The organism is Capnocytophaga sp. oral taxon 380 str. F0488, assembly GCF_000318255.2.
In the GTDB taxonomy this organism is placed as follows: Bacteria; Bacteroidota; Bacteroidia; order Flavobacteriales; family Flavobacteriaceae; genus Capnocytophaga; species Capnocytophaga ochracea.
On record NZ_KB291171.1, the window covers coordinates 77,744 to 99,068 of the forward strand.

At 39.6% G+C, this 21,325-nt stretch carries 15 protein-coding genes and 2 pseudogenes; 7 read left to right on the forward strand and 10 right to left on the reverse strand.

The features are described 5' to 3' along the window. Positions 1-271 precede the first annotated feature (271 nt). From HMPREF9078_RS00690 to HMPREF9078_RS00720, 7 genes are all read left to right on the forward strand, one after another. Positions 272-1,870: a sensor histidine kinase KdpD gene (locus tag HMPREF9078_RS00690; RefSeq protein ID WP_009418788.1), complete on the forward strand. Its 1,599-nt coding sequence runs from the start codon at positions 272-274 to the stop codon at positions 1,868-1,870. A gap of 48 nt (positions 1,871-1,918) precedes the next feature. Beyond that, a complete protein-coding gene (locus tag HMPREF9078_RS00695; protein ID WP_009410639.1) occupies positions 1,919-2,674 on the forward strand; it encodes a response regulator transcription factor in 756 nt (251 codons plus the stop codon). A 582-nt stretch (positions 2,675-3,256) separates the two neighbouring features. Further along, the gene (locus tag HMPREF9078_RS00700) at positions 3,257-3,694 is read left to right on the forward strand and encodes a DUF6452 family protein (RefSeq protein ID WP_034542462.1); all 438 of its coding nucleotides are present in this window, start codon (positions 3,257-3,259) and stop codon (positions 3,692-3,694) included. Further along, positions 3,660-4,490 carry a DUF6048 family protein gene (locus tag HMPREF9078_RS00705; protein ID WP_009418791.1) on the forward strand — a complete coding sequence of 277 codons (831 nt, stop codon included), beginning with the start codon at positions 3,660-3,662 and terminating at the stop codon, positions 4,488-4,490. Before HMPREF9078_RS00700 ends, HMPREF9078_RS00705 begins: the two co-directional genes overlap by 35 nt. A 20-nt stretch (positions 4,491-4,510) precedes the next feature. Next, positions 4,511-5,131: a hypothetical protein gene (locus HMPREF9078_RS00710; RefSeq protein ID WP_009418792.1), complete on the forward strand. Its 621-nt coding sequence runs from the start codon at positions 4,511-4,513 to the stop codon at positions 5,129-5,131. 10 nt (positions 5,132-5,141) lie between these two features. After that, positions 5,142-6,023, forward strand: a complete 882-nt coding sequence (gene era / locus HMPREF9078_RS00715) for a GTPase Era (RefSeq protein ID WP_009418793.1) — start codon at positions 5,142-5,144, stop codon at positions 6,021-6,023. A 6-nt stretch (positions 6,024-6,029) separates the two neighbouring features. Further along, positions 6,030-6,734 (forward strand): cell division protein FtsQ/DivIB, encoded by a 705-nt coding sequence (locus HMPREF9078_RS00720; protein ID WP_002673131.1) that lies wholly within the window; start codon positions 6,030-6,032, stop codon positions 6,732-6,734. Positions 6,735-6,813: 79 nt separating this feature from the next. Here the strand turns inward: HMPREF9078_RS00720 and rfbB are convergent, their stop codons facing one another. The 10 genes and pseudogenes from rfbB to HMPREF9078_RS00770 form a co-directional block, all read right to left on the reverse strand. Next, positions 6,814-7,806, reverse strand: coding sequence for a dTDP-glucose 4,6-dehydratase (gene rfbB, locus HMPREF9078_RS00725; protein ID WP_009418794.1), 993 nt, complete (start codon positions 7,804-7,806; stop codon positions 6,814-6,816). Next, the gene (locus HMPREF9078_RS00730) at positions 7,803-10,067 is read right to left on the reverse strand and encodes a GH92 family glycosyl hydrolase (RefSeq protein ID WP_009418795.1); all 2,265 of its coding nucleotides are present in this window, start codon (positions 10,065-10,067) and stop codon (positions 7,803-7,805) included. The genes rfbB and HMPREF9078_RS00730 overlap by 4 nt, the downstream gene beginning before the upstream one ends. Before the next feature lie 88 nt (positions 10,068-10,155). Further along, positions 10,156-10,817: pseudogene (locus tag HMPREF9078_RS00735) on the reverse strand (DUF421 domain-containing protein). Between the two features lie 40 nt (positions 10,818-10,857). Then, on the reverse strand, positions 10,858-11,640 hold the full coding sequence (locus tag HMPREF9078_RS00740; RefSeq protein WP_034542408.1) for a DUF481 domain-containing protein: 783 nt from the start codon (positions 11,638-11,640) through the stop codon (positions 10,858-10,860). Between the two features lie 1,162 nt (positions 11,641-12,802). After that, positions 12,803-14,437 (reverse strand): polysaccharide lyase family 1 protein, encoded by a 1,635-nt coding sequence (locus HMPREF9078_RS00745; RefSeq protein WP_009418799.1) that lies wholly within the window; start codon positions 14,435-14,437, stop codon positions 12,803-12,805. A 527-nt stretch (positions 14,438-14,964) separates the two neighbouring features. Continuing rightward, entirely contained in the window at positions 14,965-15,978 is a 1,014-nt protein-coding gene (locus HMPREF9078_RS00750; protein WP_009418800.1) for a hypothetical protein, read from the reverse strand. A 20-nt stretch (positions 15,979-15,998) separates the two neighbouring features. Next, positions 15,999-16,172 (reverse strand): annotated as a pseudogene (locus HMPREF9078_RS00755) (IS1595 family transposase); the annotation flags it as partial. Between the two features lie 97 nt (positions 16,173-16,269). Then, positions 16,270-19,047 carry an ABC transporter substrate binding protein gene (locus HMPREF9078_RS00760; RefSeq protein WP_034542411.1) on the reverse strand — a complete coding sequence of 926 codons (2,778 nt, stop codon included), beginning with the start codon at positions 19,045-19,047 and terminating at the stop codon, positions 16,270-16,272. A gap of 1 nt (position 19,048) precedes the next feature. After that, the gene (locus HMPREF9078_RS00765) at positions 19,049-19,927 is read right to left on the reverse strand and encodes a carbohydrate kinase (protein WP_002673142.1); all 879 of its coding nucleotides are present in this window, start codon (positions 19,925-19,927) and stop codon (positions 19,049-19,051) included. A gap of 190 nt (positions 19,928-20,117) precedes the next feature. Beyond that, positions 20,118-21,284 (reverse strand): sugar MFS transporter, encoded by a 1,167-nt coding sequence (locus tag HMPREF9078_RS00770; RefSeq protein WP_034542414.1) that lies wholly within the window; start codon positions 21,282-21,284, stop codon positions 20,118-20,120. Positions 21,285-21,325 lie beyond the last annotated feature (41 nt).

Below are 21,325 nucleotides of genomic sequence, written 5' to 3' on the forward strand. Positions count from 1 at the left end.
GTCAGACCCGTCAAAAAACCTTTTTTATCACTACTCATTTGCTAATTTCCTAATTTTCTCATTTTCTAATTTTCTCATCGGTATTTTTGGCATTATTGGCATTTTTGGTATTATATTTAACATTGTCGCTTCTCTTCCTTAGTAAAAACAAGGGTTTATAAAAGAAAAACCACAGTATTTTAGCCCTCTTAAAAAGGGTACTCCTTAATCTTTTGTTAAATTTTTAAGAGAATTTGTTTTTTATATGAAATATTTGTTTTAACTTTGCCCGATGAATAAGCGATTATACATACTCGCAGTAGTGCTCATAAGCCTTTCCCTTGTAGGGATTATTGCCATACAAGGGTATTGGATTAAATCAGCCATCGACGATAAAGAAGAGGCTTTCACCTATTCTATTCAGCAGACACTCAACTATGTAGCTAAACAAATAGAACAAGATGAAATCGATAAATACGTAGCTCAAATTATCTATTTGCGTGAGAATGATAGCACCTTAAAGCTCAAAGACAGTCATCTGCGAGAGTTTATCTATGTGCAAGAAAACAAACTAAGCAAAGAGACCTTTATTTATAAACACGGTATTTTAGAGGAAGATTACGCTTTAGCTACCAATCTGCGCAACCCTGTACTCATCGATGATTTGAAACTCTCCGATTCTTTTACCTTAAAGAACTATACAAACAGAGAAAGTTTTCAGCACATCAACAGAGGTAATAATATAGATAACAAACAGTTGCCTATCATAAAAGCCTACGAAAAGCTAAGTGAATTACCCGAGATTGAGCGCTTAATGATAGAAGAATCTTTTAAGAGTATCATAAGGCAACAAACCCTTAGCGAACGAGTGTCCGTAAGCCAAATAAACACACTCTTAGAGCAAAAACTCAAAAAAAGAGGCTTGAATTTACCTTTCGAGTTTGCCGTGTATAACCGCAATATCTTATCGAAGATACACTCTAAGTACTTTGACCCTAATGAAACTAAGGAATATCGCACCTTGCTTTTTGGAGGCAATAGCTCCGATGATTCAGTATATGAATTAGCAGTAGTATTCCCTCAGCGCGAACGCTATGTACTATCATCAGTAATAGGGGTAGCAACCCTATCAGTAGTATTTTTACTAATAGTTATAGGTGTGTTTGTGGTTACCTTCCACCAGCTCATCACTCAACGTCGCATTTCCGAAATCAAAACTGATTTCATCAATAATATGACGCACGAGTTCAAAACACCTATTGCCACTATGAACTTAGTGCTCGACAGTCTCAAAACACCTGTTGCCCTGCACGACCCTGAGAAAATAAAAGGATATGTAAAAATACTCAAACAGGAAAACAAGCGAATGCTGGCTCAGGTAGAAAACATTTTGCAAATATCACGTCTCGAAAAAGGAAACTTGCATTTAGAGAGAGAACCCTTGGACGTGCACGAACTTATAAGCAATGCGATAGGGCACCTACAAGTAATGCTCGACGAACGTGGAGGCGTATTGCGCACTCACTTTTTAGCAGAAAACGGCGATGTATCAGCAAACAAATCACACCTTACTAATGTATTTGTAAATGTGATTGAAAATGCTATCAAATACTCACCTAATGCCCCCGAAATAGACATTTATACTGAAAATATAAAGAATAAAATACTAATACGTGTAAAAGACAGAGGACAAGGAATGAGCAGACAGGCTATGAAACACGTATTTACCAAGTTTTATAGAGAACATACTGGCGATTTACACAACGTAAAAGGACACGGGTTAGGGCTTGCTTACGTGAAAAGTATCGTAGAATACCATCAAGGAAGCATCAATGTAGAAAGCGACAAAGGAAAAGGGAGTACCTTCTTTATCAAATTGCCAGTAATATAATTTAAGAACTTAACAATTTAATTCATAATTGCCTAAAACAATAAAAAAATGAATACAGACGGAAACTATTACAGTTCAAATGCTTCTACGGACAATAAACACATTCTCTTAGTAGAAGATGACCCCAACTTCGGCACTGTACTAAAAGACTATTTGGTAATGAGTGGCTTCGACGTTACCTTAGCTAAAAACGGTATGGAAGGCTTCGAAAAGTTTAAGAAAGAAACATACGATATGTGTATATTAGACGTGATGATGCCTTATAAAGACGGTTTTACTTTAGCCAAAGAAATTCGTGAGAAAGATGAGAAAATACCTATTATCTTCCTTACAGCTCGTACAATGCGCGAAGATGTGATAAAAGGATATCGCTCAGGAGCTGATGACTACCTAAACAAACCCTTCGACTCCGAAATCCTATTGATGAAAATACGTTCAATTTTGCAACGTAAAAGCATCGAAACAATGGTAGACGACAATAAGTTTGAATTCGAAATAGGAAGATTCTTCCTCAATACCAAATTGCGTATTCTCAAATATAAGGACGAAGAACCTGTAAAACTCTCCCCTAAGGAAAATGAACTTTTGCGTTTGCTCGCCTTACACACCGATGATTTTATGTCACGTGAGTTAGCCCTTTCCAAAATATGGAAAGACGACAACTATTTCACCTCTCGCAGTATGGACGTATATATCGCAAAACTGCGTAAACTCTTGAAAAAGGACGACAAAGTGGAAATCCTAAACATTCACGGCGAAGGCTTCCGTTTGGTCGCCAATAAAGAAGCCGATGAATTTATTTAGGTAAAATAATAGCCTATTTTTTGCATATTCAAAAAATAGTCACACTTTTTGCCCCCGACTTCAAGAATATTTGTTTAACTAAATAAAGATATACACGAAGAAAGATGACCTATGTCAAATTACATATCGTATCAGTTCTACCTTTTTAGAAGGTGATGATCGTATCATATCTGCTTGATTAGAAGAATAGTATAATATATCGAAGAGCCCGAAGCGTTCCGTTTCGGGCTCTTTGTTTTTTGTATGAAAAATGAATGAGACAACCACCTCAGCAATTGAACAAATTACAACAAATTAAACATTTTTTAGCTACTTGTTTGAAAATCGTTTGCAAAAAAGATTTCTCTCCTTGGTAATTTACGATTCTTTTGCAATACATATTTTATTTCTTAAACAAATTCACTAACCAAAGAATAGGTATCCCTACTACCATTACAACGATTGCCACTTTATAAGTATCAATGCTAAGTTGCTCTGTGAAGTTTTTTTTGTCATTTGTAATTATTTCGTATCTTTGCACCAACTTTATTTTTGATAATGAAAAGAACTATCTTTATATCATTTTTAATACTCTCGCTTTCAATGTTGATAAGTTGTGAGTCCGACGACCTTTGCGACCACAGCGTGAATACACCTCGCTTGGTGGTACGTTTCTACAACCAAAATAACACCCGTACGCCTTTTAGCGTAACTAACCTTACAGTTTATGGCGAAGGAAATACTACGCCTCTGGTAAGCAGTGCAACTTTAGATTCACTTGCACTACCTTTGCGCTTGGAGTCCCCTACTACCTACTTGTTCCAAACCGTAGTTTCAGGTACTACCACTAGCACCGCAACCCTCACGCTCACTTATACTCCCGAACAGTCGTTCGTAAGCAAGGCTTGTGGAGTGAAAATTACTTACAACAGCCTTTCAGCTACCATTCAAGATACAAATACCTCTTGGCTAAAAGGTCTTAACATCAAGAACACTACCGTAGATAATGAAAAAAGAGCTCATATACATTTGTATCATTAGTATTTGGTGGGGCTTAGGTGCAATGGCTCAAACGGCTACCCGCACGACCTCACAAACTACTATCGCCCTACCCGAAAAACAAGAAGCCCCTGTGTACAAACAGCGGTATGGCTTGCGCGTAGGTGCCGACCTGAGCAAACTGGTACGCCCTTTCTTTGATAAGGATTACTACGGACTCGAATTGGTAGGCGATTACCGCCTAACAACCAACTACTACTTCGCTGCTGAACTCGGTATGGAAAAAAGAACTAAAAACGAAGATTTCTTTACTTACTCTACCGAAGGTCAATTTTTACGTGCTGGTTTCGATTATAACACCTATGGCAATTGGTATGGTATGGAGAATATGATTTACGTGGGGGCTCGCTATGGCATTTCGCTTTTCTCTCAAGACCTTACCTCGTATATTATCCATAAAGATAACCAATATTGGAACGAAACTATCACAGGCTCCGACCCTTCTTTCTTAAAGAAATACGACGGACGTACAGCCCATTGGTTGGAACTCGTATTGGGCATTAAAGCGGAACTCTTACACAACCTTTACGCAGGAGCAAGTGTGCGCGTAGGTCTTTTGGTGGCTCAAACGGGCAGTAGTGGTTTCCCTAACTACTATATTCCTGCCTTTGGTCGGGTATATGAAGGGAGTCGTTTTGGTGTGAATTTCAACTATACTCTCAGCTATCTCATTCCTCTTTATAAAAAAGAGAAAAAGAAAGAAGAGACAGATACCCAAAAAACTAACTCCTCTCCTACCCCTTCAGCTCCTGCTAAAAAACCAAAAGGAAGAAGATAATAACAAATGACAAGTTACGAATGAATAGATATATTACTTTTTTTCTACTATTAGTTTGTTCTGTAGTTTCTGCTCAAGATGTGGAGACAATGCTTACGGAAAAAGTAAAACTCTTAGACAAAAGCTATAATCTTAAAGAACTGCAAACTTTGGCAAACGACTTTGAACACCTTACCACTGTTGCGCCTACTAATTGGTTAGTTAATTACTACGTAGCTTACACAAATATCCGCCTTGCCGACCAATCATCGGGAGGGTCTATTGACAGTTATTGCAATCTGGCAGAAAAGTACATAAAGATAGCTGAAAAACAACCCGATGCCGATGCATCGGAAATCAACGCCTTATATGCCTATCTGTATAGTGCCAAAGTGAAGGTAAACCCAATGTTTCGAGGAGCTAAATACGGTAAGCTGAGTCGTGAGTATTCCGAGAAATCTATTAAAGAAAACCCCAAAAACCCAAGACCCTATCTCATTCGTGCTATTGGCATTTACTTTACACCCAAAATATTTGGTGGGGGCGTAGCAAAAGCTAAACCAATGCTCCAAAAAGCCTTAGAGAAGTTCGAACATTTTACTCCAAAAACGCCTAATCATCCTCATTGGGGCAAAGGAATGGCTGAATCAATTAACAAATAACAATTAACAAGTGCACAAAGCTGGATTTGTAAATATCATCGGGAACCCCAACGTAGGGAAATCTACCCTTATGAACGCCTTTGTAGGCGAAAAACTCTCTATTATCCCCTCCAAGGCACAAACCACGCGACACCGTATTTTTGGTATCGTAAGTAGTGATGATTTTCAGATAGTTTTTTCGGATACCCCCGGTATTATCAAGCCATCGTACGCCTTACAAGCCTCGATGATGGACTTTGTAAAGAGTGCTTTCGAAGACGCCGACATTCTCATTTATATGGTAGAAATAGGCGAAAAAGAGCTGAAAGACGAGGCTTTCTTTAAGCGCATCAACCAGTTGGACGTGCCTGTATTGTTGCTGATTAACAAAGTGGATACTTCCGACCAAAGTGTATTAGAGGAACAAGTCGCCTACTGGAAAGAAAAAGTGCCTCGCACCGAGATATATCCTATTTCGGCTTTGCGCAACTTTCAAACCGAAGTGGTGTTCAACCGCATTATAGAACTCTTGCCAGAGTCACCTGCATTTTTCCCAAAAGACCAACTCACCGATAAACCGGAGCGTTTCTTTGTAAACGAGATTATACGCGAAAAGATACTATTGCACTACAAGAAGGAAATTCCCTATTCGGTAGAAGTAGAGACCGAAAGTTTTGCCGATAGCGAGGCGATTATTCACATTCGCTCAGTGATAATGGTAGAACGCGAGAGCCAAAAGGGGATTATCATAGGTCATAAAGGAGAAGCCTTAAAGCGAGTAGGCATTGAAGCTCGTGCTGATTTAGAGAAGTTTTTCGGCAAACAAATACACTTAGAACTTTTCGTAAAAGTAAACAAAGATTGGCGTAGCAATGTGCGACAATTGCGCAGGTTTGGTTACGATATCAAATAAAGAAAAATGTACATAAAAAAAATCATAAAAATATTCGTCATCGTTTTTTTGCCCTTTTGTATACAGTTGTTTGCTTCAGGGCGTAATAAAACACGTACCGTAAAAGAGGTGGTGGTAGACCATCAGGACGAGAATATGTACGTTACCGATGATGCCATACGGCGCACTATCTTCAAAGACCCACAAGCAAAGCACCCTATGGGACTCCTTCGTTTAAGCGAAATCGAAAAGCTCTTAGACAACAATGTGATGATTGAGAAATCGGAAGTATTTTGCACTATCGACGGCACTCTGAATGCTAAAATCAAACAGCGAGAGCCTATCGCACGTGTATACGACGGCAATGGAGTGTATTATATGGATACACAAGGAAAGAAGATGCCTCTTTCAAGTTCTTACTCAGCACGCGTGCCTATCCTCAGAGGTAATACCGAGCGCTATTGGCAAGCCTCCTATGCATTGATGCAGTTTATCCAAAACGACCAATGGCTGGCTGAGAACATCACCGAAGTATTGGTAAAGCCTAACGGAGAATACGAGTTTTTAATGCGTGTACCTCACTTTAAGGTCGTTTTCGGCAAGTTTGAAGACGAAGCGCTGAAGAAAGCAAACCTCAAAGCCTTTTACAAGCAATTGGAGAAGACTGATAAACTGAATGAATATAACATCGTAAACCTAAAATACACCAACCAAGTGGTATGTAGAAGATGAGATAATTAACAAATTATAGAATAGAAAAAACAGAGGTTACTATATAGTTGCCTCTGTTTTACCTTTTATCTTTTACCTTTTACCTATTCGCTAGGTACCATTTTACGGTTTTCTGTATACCTTCTTCAAACTGCAAAGAAGGTTCCCAACCGAGTTCATTTTTCAATTTAGTAGCATCAATAGCGTAACGGAGGTCGTGACCAGCACGGTCGGTTACGAAAGTAATGAGTTTTTCGGAAGTACCTTCAGGGCGACCTAACTGCTTATCTACTTCTTTGATGATAACCTTCACCAAATCGATATTACGCCATTCGTTAAAGCCCCCAATGTTGTAGGTATCACCATCTTTCCCTTGGTGGAAAATAGTATCGATAGCACGAGCGTGGTCTTCCACAAAAAGCCAATCGCGAATATTTTCCCCTTTGCCATAGATAGGTAGCGGCTTATTATCTACAATATTATAGATACACACCGGTATTAACTTTTCAGGGTACTGGTGAGAACCGTAATTGTTGGAACAGTTTGAAATCACCACAGGCAGTTTGTAAGTGTTGTGATAAGCTCTTACAAAATGGTCAGATGAAGCTTTGGAAGCCGAATACGGTGATTGAGGGTCGTAAGGCGTTTGCTCTGTAAAGAGTGCTTCGCCTATTTCTAAGGCTCCATATACCTCGTCGGTAGAGACGTGATAAAAGCGTTTGCCTTGCATATTATCTTTCCACACTTCACGCGCTGCTTGCAAAAGGCTCAAAGTACCCATCACGTTCGTTTTCGCGAAGATAAAAGGGTCTTCAATACTTCTATCCACGTGACTTTCGGCAGCGAGGTGAATAATCCCATCAATGCGATGTTCAGCGAAGAGGGCTTTCATACGCTCGTAGTCGCAAATATCCGCTTGTATAAAGGTATAGTTAGGGGCATTGGCTACATCAGCAACATTCTCTAAGTTACCAGCATAAGTGAGCTTATCTAAGTTAAAAATGTGATAGTCGGGGTATTTGTTTACAAATAGCCTCACGACGTGAGAGCCAATAAAGCCAGCTCCTCCTGTGATTAAGATATTTCTTTTCATTTGTTTGTCATTTCAAAAACTAATTCACCGCCTTTTAGAAGGTCTTGGTGAGAAATATGCCATTGGGTATATTCTTTGCCGTTGAGTTTTACGGATTGGATATATTTATTGTCTTTAGACACATTTTTAGCAATGATTGTAAAAGTCTTTCCGTTAGGCAAGTGTATGGTTACTTTATCAAAAAGTGGACGACCGAATTCATACTCGGTAGAAGCTGGGTTCATAGGATATAAGCCCATAGCACTCCAAATGTACCAAGCCGACATCTGTCCGCAATCCTCATTACCACTGAGTCCGTTAGGGGTAGTGTTATACTGAGTTTGCAAGATGCGATCTACCCAATATTGAGTTTTCTTAGGTTGTCCTGCTACGTTGAACATATAGGCAATATGGTGGCTAGGTTCATTGCCGTGTGCATACTGACCTATGAGTCCTGAAATATCAGGAGAGGTGTTATCACCGGTGATTTCAGAACTTTCGGTAAAGAGTTTTTCTAAGTGTGTTACAAAAGGTTCATTGCCTCCAAATAAGCTGATAAGTCCTTGTACGTTGTGAGGCACAAACCAACTGTGTTGCCAAGCATTACCTTCGGTATAGTCGGTGTTTTCGCGGTGGTCGGAGCGTTTAGGGTCAAAAGGTGTGCGCCATTTACCGTCGGTACTTTTACCGCGCATAAAGCCCGTTTCTTTATCAAATAAATAAGTGTAGGCTTCAGAGCGTTTGGTAAAGAAGTCGGCATCTTCGGTTTTACCTAAGGCTTTAGCCATTTGCGCTACACACCAGTCGTCGTAAGCGTATTCAAGGGTAATGGTAACCGACTCGTCTACCCCTGCGTTATAAGGTATGTAACCATATTTTTTGTACGCTTTGAGTCCCCGTGCGTCTTGCATCATTGTAGTTTTCATTGCCTCATAAGCCTTTTCAGCATCAAAACCACGTACGCCTTTAAGGTAGGCTTCGGCAATCACTGCTACCGAGTGATAGCCCGTCATTGTATTGGTTTCATTGCCATAAAGTGTCCAAACGGGTAGCACTTTGTGCACTTGATAGTAGGCTAACATAGAGTTGATAATATCAGCAGTTACTTTGGGTTGCAAAAGGGTAAGCAGTGGGTGCTCGGCGCGGAAAGTATCCCACAGAGAAAGGGTAGAATAAGCTGTGCCTTCTGTTTTTGCGATCTCATCGTTTTGTAGGCGGAACTGACCATTTTTATCAGAGAAAGTTACAGGCGCTACTTGTGCGTGATAGAGGGCAGTATAGAAAATTGTTTTGAGTGAATCGACAGGGGTTTCTACTACTATACTGCTGAGGGTCTTCTCCCATTGTTGTTGTGCTAATGATTTGGTTTTATCAAAATTAGGAGCGTTGTATAACTCCAAGTTATCTAAAGCATTTTCTTCACTTACTGACGAAACGGCTACTTTTACCTCTAACTTCTCATCAGTATTATCAAAGAAGATTTGCCCTGAAGTAACATCATCTTTGTGTTTTTGATAGGTAATATTTTTTATAGGCTTAGAAAACTGAATCGCAAAGAACACTTTTTGGTTTTCAGCCCAGCCAGTACTATAACGATAACCTGTAATAATATTGTCGTTATTATTAGCGTCTAACTTCTTATCCGATTTGCTAAAAGAAGTTTTGGTAGGGCTATCCCAGTTGATTGCAAATCCCAAGTTCAATAGTACTGATTGTTCTGCACCTTTTTCAAAGGTATAACGATGTACAGCATAACGTTGTGCCGCAGTGAGCTCTACATTCACTTTGGGGTCTTCTAAATACACTTGGTAATAGCCAGGTTCTGCTTTTTCGTTCTTGTGGCTGTACTTCGATTTATAAGGCACCATATCGCGAAACTCTTGGGCATTCACAGGGTATTGCTCTTTGCGTCCGTATTTCAGTACACTGAGGTCATATTCTTTAGTAGTAGGCATTAGCAAGATGTCGTTTAGGTCGCCTATACCTGTACCACTAAGGCTCAAATGTCCAAAACCTACCATAAGGCTATCGGAATAGTGGTAACCTGAGCACCAATCCCAGTTGCTGAGACCATTCACTGGGCTCACTTGTATCATACCGAAAGGCGTAGTCGCTCCAGGGTAGGTATGTCCGTGTCCGCCAGTACCAATAAACGGGTCTACATAGCTGATAAGCGGTTTTTGAGGAGTTTGCGCTTCTTGCTCAGAAGCTGTTTTAGATTGATTACAAGCCCCTAGTACAAAAGTAGAGGCTACCAAAAGAGTAATATGTTTTAACTTCATTGTAATAGCAATTAAGTATTTTGGGCAAAGATAATAAAATAACAACGAATAGCAAAATGTTTTTGAGGGCTTTTCTTTCTCATTGTTACTAAATATAGGGTATAACTTTTATCTGAGCATTTTCGTATTCTGCTAAAAATACCTCAGAAGGATTGCTGTATCCTGTCTTTTGTAGCTCTCCAAGTAGCCATTCTTCGCTTTTATCTACATCTTCCAGCACGCTTTTTTGAATAATCCCATCGGTAATGACAGGATATTTGGGGTTTTCTTCTCCTGCCAACACGATAATGAGTTCTCCATTCTGTTCAAGTACCGCTCTTTTTACCTCTCTGATATAGTATACCCCTTCTTTGCGCAGTTTGAAAGCGAGTTCGTGTGCCGTAATTTTAGCTTTTTTGCAGGCGGCTATATCTATCTTACCACGATTGATAACAATCACAGGGGCGCCGTCTATAAACCTCCTAAAAGCTTGGTTTTTAGTTTTTAACTCACGTAACCCTATGATAAGGAATGCCCAAATAGCCAATACGATAGCAAACTGAAAGATACTCACCGATGGACTGTAAATTACACCTCCAATAATACCCCCAAGTACGTAATTTTGCACCTGATCCATTGCCGAACTCGGTGCCAAATTACCCTTGCCCGATTTGTTGATGATTAAGGCAAGAGCCAACAATCCTAAAAGCAATTTTAAAATACATCCAAATAGAAAAATTCCTCGGATTCAATATAAGGAATTGTATACATAATGTTAATCAGAAAATGAGAAAATTAGCAAATGGGGAAATTAGAAAGAAATATTAAGCCCTACTTCAAGCGAATGATAGTCCTTTTTTATAGGTACAATAGGGGCAGAGTCGTAGATAAGTCGGTAGGTACCAAGTATACCTATGGTAGGCGTAATATTGTATTTAAGGTCGATAGCCCCACCATAGCGCGCTTCCTTAAAAGTACTATCAGGTCTAGTTTGATGAATGGCAGTAGTGGTAAGCTCCCATTTTTCACCTATTCGAAGTTTATAACTGAGCGATAAATGACTTTTGATACTACGACTGTAAGCATAAGTAGCCTCAACGTTATCGGGAGCAGGATATTCCCATTTTTCGTATTCAAAGAACAAGCCCACCGCAGCAAACATCAGCGAGGATTGAGTATTCAGCAACCGATAACGCGATTGTAAGCCGGTAGAAATCTTGTGGTTCATTCCCCTGCTCTCTGCCCATTGCGACTCAGCATAAGGATACACCTCAAAAGCGTGGTCTAACAAGTAGCGGTACTCCATATGCACATAGCCACCACTTAATATTACTTGACTACCATAAGTAGATAACTCAAATTTGTTAATTACATTAATAACCCTATTGCAATTGATGAGCAAGTTGAGGTTAGCCGTATTTTTAAAAGTGAAGACATCTTCTTTTTCGGTTTTAAAATCCAAGATAGGCATTAGGCTCCCTTGCAGAGTTTTGGTGCTGTCTATCGTCATAGTAAGGTTTTCCGAAAAAAGCATTTGTGAATAGACAGAAGTCGAAGACAATAGCGCCAATAACATATAAAGTAATCGTTTCATCGTTTTTAAGCATATATTTAATAAGGCGCAAAAGTAGAAAATCAATCGCGAATACACAAAAAAATCTCACTTAAAACCAATGCTTCATACCTTTTTTATAACAATTTTCCAAAAGAAGTTTTTCACCACATTACCCTCATCATTCGTCATTCGCTACTCGTCATCTCTTCCCTTTTCCGTCATCACATTCCCCCTTTAAACGGAAGTCCGCGAGAGCGGAGTATGTGAATAGGGGGAGGTTTCTTTTGATTTTCCGTCATACTTCCCCCTAGTGCCTATGGCCTAAGGCCTAGTGTCTATTCCCTTTTCTTTCGTCTCGAAACCCTGCTTTTAACATTTTTTTCACTGTTGTATTACAGTAAGAATCAACTACTTATACACCCTTCCTATACCAATCGTCCAAGATTCGTATAAGCTTCCTATAAGCTCCCTATAAGCTAAGACTCCACCCTCCTCACAGCCTTTTTTTATCAAAAACCCCCATCTAATAGCCTTTTTTCATCAAAAACCCTCCCTCCCACACCCTTTCTATACCAATCTTCCAAGATTCGTATAAGCTTCCTATAAGCTCTCTATAAGCTAACCCCACCCGCTTCCTATAAGCTCCCTATAAGCTAAGACTCCACCCTCCTCACAGCCTTTTTTTATCAAAAACCCCCTCCTTACACCCTTTTTTCATCAAAAACTCTCTTAACCTCCTTCTGAAAATCTCCGTTTTCTTCCGAATACTCCTAACAGTCCCAACCTATCGCTTTTTCATCTCAAAGTTTTTGCCTGTGTGGCACGCACCTTTGCCAAAGTTGTACCCAAAAAAGTTGTTCCCCCGTTAGTGCGAGTTTATAGCCCCACCTCATTCTCTAATTTCCGTCCGTACGAGTTTATTTTGATGAAGAGTCGTACAAAAATAGGCTTAAAATTGAACAAGCAAATGGTTGGCTTGACGGATATAAAGATTTGATAATAAGACACAAGTGTCTTGATATAACTTGAAATGGAATGCTCCTATAAGGGTTTGTCTCCAAGTTCCTAAAAAAACGTTTAAAAATGTTTATTATATACACCCAAAACTACAAGGTTGACAAAAAATAAACGTAAAACATAGCCTTACAACCTCTTATCAAAGTATACTTTTCAAGCTACAAACATATAGCCCTTTACCAAACTACTTACCTGAATAAGCATCAATAAGTGCTTCCAATGCTGGTATAGGAGTAGAATTCGTATCTTCGATAGCATTGTTAAATTTAAACTGCAAAGAGCCATGATTCAAACGTCCTGCTCCATAGAATCCCGTGACTTGAGAAGGAACAAGAGAGGTTGCATCTGGGTTATAGGAATACATTAGTACAGTATTTGTATCAAAGTTGTTATAGGTATTTCCACCATGAAGCGTTTTAACAGAGGCTGGTACTTTTTCATTACGTGAAATAGCATGATAAAAATCAAAGCTGCTGTTATTATCTGCATAGCTAATTGGAGTATAAGCATTCTCTGATCCCTTCTCTGTAAATAAACTTCCATACTCTTTCACCATACCTCCAGGCTCACCAGAGAATTTGCCAGCACCTTTTTCATCACTTCCCTGCTTTGATATCAAGATAGGATTCTTTGTAGCACGAAAATAGTTGTTTTCTGAGAAAACACTGCAACCCATCGTTGCACCAATTCCATATTTTGCACAACCATCATAGTAGTTATTCCATAAATGAACGCTCATCGTACGAACACGTGCATGACGAGAGTCACTATGATCAAACCAGTTGTGGTGATAAGTGATATAGTTAGGACCTGTTTCTTTATTCATACCACACATACTCGTCTTTCCTGTGTCCCAGAAATGACAGTTGTCTATTGTGACAAACTTTGAATCAGTCTTCACATCAATAGAACCATCTCCCTTAATATGATCTCCACCGCTCGCCCTTCCGTAGAATAAATCCATGTGATGAACCCATATATTAGAATTATTTGTGTCAAGTGACACACCATCGTCCATAGCTCGCATGATACCTAAATTGCGAAATTCAACACTCTTAGCATTCCTTACTAAAAAGCCAAAACCATAGATACTGGCATCCTCACCAATTCCTTCAATGGTAATATTCATCTCACTATCTGCCTGTTTTCCCTTAATCTGTATACCTTCTGTACTGCTTCCAAAAGCATCAGTATCACCATTTCTAAGTAAACCTAAGATTCTAACAGACAATGGTGTGGTGATATTGCCTTTCTGATAAGCGTTAAGAATAGCCTGAAGACCTGTGAACGTAGCCTTACCTAAACGAGCACTGACTGTTTTAGCATTGTCTTTATTAACATAAATAACAACCGTACCTGGCTTCAATGTACCATCATCATTATAAGCACCTACACCCGAATAGTTCTTATGAGCAAAGCCCTCACGTAGATAATTCAAGACTTTCAGCCCTGTTACCTCACCCGATTGGGTTTCTTCCCCACCTTTCACAGCTACAATTTTCAGAGAATAAGTGCCAGCTTTTAATCCTGGAATATCAACTCGTACATAGCCATTATATAAGCGTATCAACTCGGCATCAACCTTGCTATAATCAGCATGTTGCCCACCTTTCACATAAACATTATAACCATCAGCTCCAGCTATAGGTTTCCATTTAGCGTAAACAGTCTCTAACCATCCTTTTGCCTCAGTGATTATCACTCCATTTCCTATTGTCTTACTCTCCACAGTTTTTGTTGTATCAGCAGAAATGCAAGCCGATGTATTAACCCATAAAAATAAGAACAATAAAATATTCTTATACAATCTAATGCTCATAAATCTCTTTTTTAGTTTTTTTATAAATACTTACCTTCTATGAAATTAGGTCATGTTGACCATAAACAAATTACGAATTATGTGAGAATCGAACTTAATAAATAAACTACAGATATTCTATTAACGTCAATAAACTCATTCTATACATATTCCAATATGCAAAGTTTATGAAGTTGTTTAAACTTTTCAAATAAAATAAAAGTTCCCGAAAATTAGTAAATTTGTGTTTGAGAAAGAACACCAAAATTCAGGAACTTTGTGCAAAGATACAATAAATAAATGGATTATTAGCTTTTTAAGGGTAGAAAAAAGATTTAGCTTTAATAAAGGAGCGCAATCAGATGTTTATTTTGATGAAGAATTGTACAAAAATAGGTTTAAAATTGAATGAGCAAATGGTTAGATTGACGGATATAACGGTTTGATAATGAGATACAATATAAAACTAAATCCCTCTTTGTTTAGAAAATCATTATTTTATCAAGAATGATATTTTTATACATAACCATCTCCTTTTCTGAAATCATCTATACCACCATTTTGCAGAGGGCGATATGGTCTGCCTCGTCGCTAATAAATACGTAATTATCCCAAATATCCATAATTCTGAATTTGGAATATCCTCTTGGGAATGTAATATCGAGAAGCTCCAGGTCAGACAATCTCAACAGTTTTTGGTTTCCTTTCCATTCATCTGTCTTGAAAATCGGAGATAGGATTAGATATTCTTTTTGGGCGCTGAATTTTCCCCTCAAACCTTGTTTTTGTGCAAGCTTTTCCAATTTTTCCTTTCCCCATATTTTCCTCTTGTAAATACCGTCTTGGGTGAGTTCGAGGTACCAATAATACTTGAATCGTGATAAGCTGCAAGGATTTATTGTATCTGCTTCCACGAAGGCATAAATCGAATTATCTTTTATCATAAGGCTACCTATCTGGGGATAAGAGTAACTAAAATCCATTTTGTGATAGATACCCTCTGCCCGTCCTAAGGATAGCATAAAATTGCTTCGGACTTTTTCATTTGTAAACACAGGGGTTAGTTGCTTGTCCCAATGCAGCGTATGTGTCTCATTGTCATAGTGTAGAGAGGTAAAACTATTTGCGGCAAAGACCTCTCCGTCTACACGGCAAATAATTGGATAAACCCCGTTTTCGCCAAGTGTGGAAATCTCCGTGATATTCTCTGCAGCACACAAGTTTTCACTTACTACTTCGCACGGTTTCTGCTCGGGAGACGACACCCACCAGACTTTTTTGTCTTCTCCGCTAATAATTAAAATATCGGAACCTGTATCCAACAAAACGGGCTTATTCCAGCTTTTCTTTTGTGCGGGAGACGGAATGAATGACCATCGCCCCGCCTTTATCCAAACGATACCGTAGCTATTGCCGTCATCGCCACTGCTCCAGATAACAAATTCGTCTTTTCCTCGTGCAAAATGATTTTTTGCATTTATTGGAGCATATTGATAGGCACCATTGCTTAGCTTGAATCCCGTAGTCGTCCACTCTGAAATTTTATCTAATTTTACCTGCATAATTTTCTATCCTAATATCCACAGATATTACAAGTACGCGAAAAATCTTTTCGGATTTGATATTTTTTATGGCCACATTTGCAACAGCAATATCCGTCTTCCCATTTTAAAGAAGCTAAATATTCTTCGCAATCTAAGTCAGTTTTAAAGCGTTCTGTAAACTCTAAGAGGATTTGTCCTTTGAATAAATTCATAATATATTAGTTTTCAGAGTGCAAATATATGAAATTATTTTGACACCTCAAATAATTAATTTAATTGGGGGAAAGATACAAAACAATTGACAATTAATTACCTAATCCGTTCCAAGTACTCTGTCGGACTCTCGTTGTAAAAATCTTTAAAGCATTTCGCAAAGTAGGAAGGAGAAGAAAATCCTACTTCATAAGCGACTTCCGAGATGCTCTTGGCTTTGCTGTTGAGCAACTGCTTAGCGTATTTTACTCGTATGGTACGAATAAGCTCATTAGGCGAATAGTCGGTGAGGGATTTGATTTTGCGATATAAGTTAGAGCGCGACAAACCTAAGGCGTCGGCTATTTCGTCTATATTCATTTCAGGATTGGCGATAGAGTTCTCTACGTAATGCGTAAAATCGGTGATAAACTGCTGTTCTACCTTACCTAAAGTCTCTTGTTTAGTTTCGTTTAAGAGGAAATTACTAAAACTCTCACGTATCTTCTTACGGTTTTCTATGAGCTTGCGCACTCGTGTTTTCAGTAATTTTATGTTGAAAGGTTTCGCAATATAAGCATCGGCACCACTCTCAAAACCTACTTGCTTTTGCTCGTCTAACGCATAAGCAGTGAGCAAAATCACGGGAATATGATTAGTAGCCACGTTAGTTTTTATCAACTGACATAAATCGAAGCCATCAGTTTTGGGCATCATCACATCGCTGATTACTACATCGGGGAGGTGCTTTTTAGCTACTTCAAAGCCTTCTTCACCGTTTTCAGCTTCGATAAGGTTATAGTCATCACTGAGGATATATCGAATAAACTGACGCATATCCTCGTTGTCTTCCACAATCAGTACAGTAGGTTTCTCCGAAGCCGTTGGAGAAGCCGTAGGTAGTTTGAGTTTCTCGGTAGGTGCAGGCAACGAAGGCAATAAGTCGAGATGGGTTTCTATGTAATTGCTGTCGTATACCGCTTTTACCGATACTTGTTCTTGAGTGAAAGGCAGACGAATGACAAAGGTTGTCCCCTCCCCTTCTGTACTCTCTACGCTGATGGTACCGTTGTGTGAGGCGACTAAGGCTTGTACCAAAGCCAAACCAATACCCGAACCTTCGCTATCGGGGTTTATTTTGTAGAAGTGCTCAAACACCTCACTTTGTTTGTCTTTCGGAATATATGAACCGCTGTTGAACACACGCAGCACAGCTACTCCTCCTTTGGAGGGGGTTAGGGGAAGGTCTTCTTTTTCTAACGACACGGTGATACTTCCTCCTTGAGGTGTAAATTTCAGTGCATTAGAAAGCAGGTTGAAGTAGATTTTCTCCACTTTTTCCTTATCGAAAGCCATTTCAAAAGAAGTATCTTCGGCAAGAAACTGAAAGTTGAGTTTCTTTTGTTTGATACGGTCACTAAAAAAAGAATTGAGTTCAGTAAGAAACCGTTTTAGGTTGCCCTTAGTGAAGTACATTTGCATCTTGCCATTCTCATAACTTCGGAACTCAATTACTTCGGAAATGAGATGCAAAAGTCGGTTGCTGTTCTTTTTGATGAGGAATAACAAGTCTTGTTCTTCTTTGGGAAGTGAATTGTGAGCCAAAAGCGTTTGCACAGGTCCTAAGATGAGCGACAGCGGTGTTTTAAACTCGTGAGAAATATTGGTAAAGAAAAGTAATTTGGCTTGGGTTGCCTCTTCTAATTGCGCCGAGATTTCCTCCAAGCGTTCTTTTTGTTGTTGCAATTCGGTAGCCTGACGTTTGATTTCTTCGTTTTGTTTTTCTAACAGATTATTAGCACGGCTCTTAGTGCGATATGCTCTGATAGCTATTGCCAAAAATATAGTAATCAAACCAATAGCAGTAATTGAAATATAGAAGAGTGTACGCTGAGTAGTATGCTGAATAAGGCTCTCACTCAGCTGCTGATTGATATCCTCTATCTTAGCTTGTTTTTGAGCAATTTGCTCTGTTTGCAACTGTAAAATACGCACATTGCTCTTGTCCACCACAGCGGTATTGAGGATATTCTCGCGCTCAAAAGGTTGTTTATGGAGTATTTTCATTGCAAGGTCAATAACCTTTTCACCTCCCGTAGGATAGATAAACGACGCGTCTTGCACGTTGTTCTCTATATTGCTAATTCCTTCTTGTTGTAGCGCATCTACCCCTATGATAAAGGGTATCTTACCGTTGAATTGCATCGCTGCTTCGTGAGTACCCACTGCCATTGGGTCGTTCATCGCAAACACAAGGTCGATATTGGGGTGTTGCTGAAAAAGTTGTTGCATTTGCACTTTGGCATCTGCTTTGAGGAAGTTGCCCCAGGTATCGGCTACTATTTGCACCTCAGGAGCATTCTTAAGGGCTTCTACAAAGCCTTTATGACGCTCCGCATCGGAGGTTGAGCCTTTGGTACCTCGCACTTCGGCTATATTGCCTTTGCCTTTGAGAATACCTATTGCATAGTGTCCCGCTTCTTTTCCTATTTGGTAATTGTTAGCTCCCACATAGGCAGTGTAACTCTCAGTAGCAATTTTCCTATCTACCAAAATCACGGGAATACCCTGCTGGTAAGCCTTTTCAATAACTGGTGTACACGCTTCCGACTCATTAGGCGAAACGACAAGCACATCTACCTTTTGTTCTATAAACCATTCTATATCGGCAATTTGCTTGGGAGTATCGTCTTTCACACTACGAATGAGCAACTCAGTATTGGCTTGGTAGAGGGCTACTTCACGTTTTAGCTCCTCGTTCATCGTTTGTCGCCAAAGGTCTTCACTGCACTGTGACACCCCTATTACATAACGGGGTTTTCGCTCCCTTTGGCAAGCCAGGCAAGCAAAGAGAGCGAAGTATAAAAAAAGTATATGATACCTTCTAAAAGTCATTTTATCTAAACAACTCTAAATGAGCATCGGCGAGGCGAGGCATCGCACCGTGTTGCTGACACACGTAAGCCGATACTTCTACCGCCAATTGATGCGATTGGGCAATACTGCGACCATTGAGGTAAGAGGCTACAAAGGCTGCCGTGAACGAGTCGCCAGCTCCTACCGTATCGGCGATGGTAACCTTAGGTGTCCCTAAGAACGATTTCTCATTAGGCGTAAACACATAGCTACCTCTTGTACCTTGTGTTAAGATGAGGAATTTGAGGTTGTATTTCTCCAATAGACGCTTACATACCTCTTCATCAGTTCCTTGCAAATTGAACATTTCAGCCACTTTCACTATCTCCTCATCGTTGATTTTTAAAGCGGTTGCCTTGTCTAACGAATCGGCAATTACCTCTTTACTGAAATATTTTAAGCGGAGATTGATATCGAATACTTTTAAACTCTCGGCAGGCATCAAATCTAAGAACTTGTGGATAGTGGCACGCGATATTTCACTGCGTTGTGCTAACGACCCAAAGCACACGGTATTAGTGTTCTTTGCTAAGTTCTCAATACGCGAAGAGAATGGAATATTATCCCACGCTACATTTTCGCTAATCTCATAGGTAGGCACCCCACGACCGTCTAACTGTACTTTTACAGTACCTGTCGGAAAATCAGTCTTCTCAATGATATAGTTGAGTTCTTTTTCTTCTAAACTTTTTAGTATTTCCTTACCGAGGAGATCGCCTCCAATGGCACTCACAGCATAGCCGTTGAAACCAAATTGCGACACGTGGTAAGCAAAATTAGCGGGCGCACCGCCTAATACTTTTCTTTCAGGGAAGACATCCCAAAGGATTTCTCCCAATCCTACTACTGTATTTTTCATCGTATTATATGTTATCCTCTCCTCTGTCTTCCCCTTGGGGGAAGGAGGCGAGAGTGTTGTTGTTAATTCTTTTTCAGCGTACAAAGTTATAAATTCTTTTTGAGATTTCCTACTACTAAAAATAAATACTATCAGTCGTCAGATCTTTCTGACTAATCCGACTTATACAATTTGTAGGACTCTCTAACGACTAATTGTTAGCATTTGCTTTGAGTCGGGTGCTCATTAGCAACAGATATAATACTCCTATGCTGAGGACAATAAGGGCTCCTATCTGTGAGCCGTTCATTGCATCGGAGGCTAAGCCCATTGCAAAAGGGAAGATAGTACCGCCAAAGAGTCCCATAATCATCAAGCCTGACACTTCGTTTTTCTTAGTAGGATTCTGCAAGAGGGCTTGCGAGAAGATGATTGAGAATACATTGGAGTTACCAAATCCTACTAAAGCAATGGCAAGGTAGAGCATTGTCTTATCACTGAAAAAGAACAGTATCGCCATTGAGGCTACCATACAAAGCACACTTAGGGTAAAGAAACTCTTAGGTGATACTTTGGTGAGAATATAAGCTCCTGACAAACATCCTATGGTACGGAACAAGAAATACCAGCTGGTGGCAAAAGAGGCTTGGGTAGTGGTAAGCCCTAAACGTTCCATAAAGATTGTAGGTGCTGAGGCATTAACTCCTACGTCTATCCCTACGTGGCACATAATGCCAATAAAACACAAGAGCACATAAGGGTTAGCAAGCAGTGCAAAACACTCGGCAAAGGTGGCGTTTTTACTGTCGTTTTTCTCTTCTTCAATATGGGTAGCTCCAAGCCACAAGAGGGATACTACCGAAATAGCTACAAAGAGCAGGAAGAAAAGTCGCCAATCATTGAATTTATCAAAGCAGAAACTCATTAGCAAGGGGGCAGAAAACGAGGCTATTGCCTTGATAAACTGACCAAAAGTGAGTGAACTCGCGAGTTTATCGCCTTTTACTATGGCTGACATTAGTGGGTTTAACGATACTTGCATCAGTGTGTTACCAATACCAAGCAAGGAGAAAGCTACCAGCATAGTGGTATAATTGTAGCTGATAAAGGGCACTACCATCGCTAAAATAGTAATCACCAAGCTGAGGAGTACGGTTTTACGACGACCTATTTTGCTCATCAGTACGCCTGTGGGGACTGAGAAAAGTAGAAACCAAAAGAATACCATTGCAGGGAGCGCTTTGGCGGTGGTTTCGGTCAAGCCAAAATCGTCTTTTACAAAGTTGGAGGCGGCGCCTACAAGGTCTACGAAGCCCATACAGAAGAATGATAGGAGTACGGGCAATAAATATTTTAGATAGTTGTTATTCTGTTGCATACTATGAATGTATTATTAGTCTCACACACTCCCCTCTCCTT